Origin of the sequence: Segatella copri (assembly GCF_003465495.1) — a bacterium.
Lineage (GTDB): Bacteria > Bacteroidota > Bacteroidia > Bacteroidales > Bacteroidaceae > Prevotella > Prevotella copri_G.
The window spans coordinates 1-2,511 of sequence record NZ_QSAV01000095.1; the positions used below are offsets into that span (position 1 = coordinate 1).

3 protein-coding genes are annotated in these 2,511 nt (G+C 43.7%); all 3 read right to left on the bottom strand.

Features of this window, described 5'->3' with window-relative positions; translation table 11 throughout:
- Positions 1-606: 606 nt before the first annotated feature.
- Positions 607-969 (bottom strand): hypothetical protein, encoded by a 363-nt coding sequence (locus DWV53_RS15100; RefSeq protein ID WP_118155429.1) that lies wholly within the window; start codon positions 967-969, stop codon positions 607-609.
- Entirely contained in the window at positions 966-2,177 is a 1,212-nt protein-coding gene (locus DWV53_RS15105; RefSeq protein ID WP_118155431.1) for a site-specific integrase, read from the bottom strand. Before DWV53_RS15105 ends, DWV53_RS15100 begins: the two co-directional genes overlap by 4 nt.
- 64 nt (positions 2,178-2,241) lie before the next feature.
- Positions 2,242-2,511, bottom strand: a 270-nt coding sequence (locus tag DWV53_RS15110; protein ID WP_147468828.1) for a tyrosine-type recombinase/integrase, incomplete at its 5' end; no start/stop codon positions are given.

Sequence of the window (2,511 nt, forward strand, 5' to 3'; positions counted from 1 at the left end):
CCAAGTGGCTGGAGGCGCAAAGCCTCCAAGGAACGTTGCTTGAAGGATTCCTATACAATTAGGAATCATCTCTCTTCATTCTTTTGCATTACATACTACTCATGCAATGCCAAAATATTAATATGCACCAAAATATTATATAGACTATGGAGATAAGAAAAAACACCTTTTTCTTCTTCGATTTTAAAAGGTGAAGTACAAATCCACTATAAATGGAAAAAACAGGTATTATAAGTATTTTAAACCATCCTATAACATCATAATATGAATAAAAAAAAGTACAAGCGTATGTTGCCCAATACAAACATATCACAAATGCCATTACAAATTTCAAAAAGACAAATGTCACTTGTTTGTTTTTTAGGTACAATAGGAAATATGCTATAGGAACAACTGTTGCAAATAGCATATCTCCTCTCCATATTATATAAAAATCCAAAAGTCTCATTTTAGTTCATTATCTCATTCCAACAATGTGTCATATTTTGTTTGACGCTATAAATTTAGAGAAATAAATTGAATAAAGCAAATAATTTTAAAGCCTTTATGAATTTTAACAAATATTAGTTTTCAAAGAATAGAGGTCATTGATGAAAAATGTAATTGCTACACCATTATATTCTTCGACCACAGGCAGACCAACTTCGGGCGGTTGGTCTGCTTTTTGATGATGGCTTGCATAATGAACTCCCGAAAGGCTCTGCTCTCAATGCTGTCAATACGGAAGGCTACCGCAATGACGAGTTCAAGGCTATACACGTCATAGCTGATGCGGTCGTTCTTCCTGACATGACGACGCACACCCTGCTCTTTCAGAATGCCGTCCTTGAATATAGCCTTGACAGCCTTGCGCACATAGCAGCCGAACACATTATACATGTCGGCAATCTCCTGCATGGTCATCCATACAGTATCGATCGGCATGGATACCGTTCCGCTCTCGCTGATAGTTATAACTCCTCTGTTCATTTTCCAATAGTTTTTTCGTTCGATAATCTGTTCCTTTCTCGCTTGGCAATAAGCTTATCCATGTCATTTGAAATCTTCTGCTCCGTCACCTGCGCATAGACCTGTGTGCTTGTGATGTCTGCGTGTCCCATCATCTTGGCTATGCTGCCGATGGGAATGTCCTCGTTGAGCATCAAGACTCCGAATGTATGGCGGCTGGCGTGGAATCCCAACTTATTACTTATGCCAAGCACCATTCCAAGGGTATGCACATCAAGATAGATGTCTTTCTTCTCACCCAGTGGAAAAACAGGCTTGCTGTCGTCCGTGGTATTGTAGAGCGAAAGAATCTTCTCGGCTATCGGATGGAGCGGCACGAAGAACTCCACGCCTGTCTTCTCTCTTTCCTTGCGGATGAACTTCCTGCCATCGGAGTTCTCACTGATATGGTGAGGGTACAGTTTCTTTACATCTATATAGGATAAGGAGGTGAGCGAGGCAAAAATGAAACATCTGCGTGCAAGCTCCGTTCGCTCGTCAGCCATCGGGGTAGAGAGCATCTTGATGAAGTCTGCCTTGCTGATATGGGTCATCTTCGGGGCTGCCTTCTTCTCATACCCTATCTTGGCTATGGGATTGAAGCGGATAATGCTCCTGTCCACTGCCTTGTACATCAACATGTTCAGCCAGAGAAGGCAATGGTTCACGTAGCTGTCGGTGCGTCCCTGGTCTCGTTTCAGGAACAGTTTGTATCCCTCCCCGAAGTTCTCGTCAATGTCCTCGAAGGCTATGTCTTCCTTATCCAAAGTATGAACAAAGTCCCTCAGGTTCTTCTGCCATGTTCGCTTGTGCAGAAAGGTTTGCCTAGCTCTTGCCGTTCTGTACCATTCCACGATGGTATCGCCAAAACTCAGCAAGTATTTTCCTGTCGTGTCCTTGTCCTTCAATACAGCCTTCAGCATTTCCACGGTGATGATGCCATTGGTGGTAAGAAGTGAGTTGTATTTATCCTTGACCTCAGCAAGGAAACCTGCCAATCGTCCGTTGTCCCTTGCGTTCCGTACCTCTCCCTTCTTGGCGTTCCACTCCTGTGGGGTACAGGATATGCCTGTGGAAATGGCTGCGCTTTTGCCGTCAACGGTGATGCGGCAAAGTATGTTGGCTGTTCCGTCTGCCTTCACCTTCTGTCTGTTGATGTAAGGCAAAATTGAAAATGTACTTCTGCTCATAGTTGTTGTCCTTATAATATAATAATGTAGTTGAAACTGTAAAAAGAAAAGTTGAAAGCCTTGTTCATAATGCGAGAATAAAGTCCTTCCCGGTTGCAGCGATGAACTTGTCCATGTCCTCAAACAGCTTCTTTTGGGTTACTCTCGCATACCGCTGCGTCATCTTCACATCCTTGTGACCGAGCATCTTGCAGATGGTCTCCATCGGCACACCAGCCTCCAGCGTAATGAGGCTGGCGAACGAGTGTCGTCCCGAATGGTAGGAATAGGTCTTGCTCGTTTCCGCCAACTTGCAGATGGTGATGAGATCGATACGAACACGATTCGTGCTCAG

Bases quoted from the DNA above. Each gene is read 5' to 3' on its own strand.
- DWV53_RS15100 (WP_118155429.1), bottom strand. From the start codon at position 969: ATGAACAGAGGAGTTATAACTATCAGCGAGAGCGGAACGGTATCCATG.
- DWV53_RS15105 (WP_118155431.1), bottom strand. From the start codon at position 2,177: ATGAGCAGAAGTACATTTTCAATTTTGCCTTACATCAACAGACAGAAG.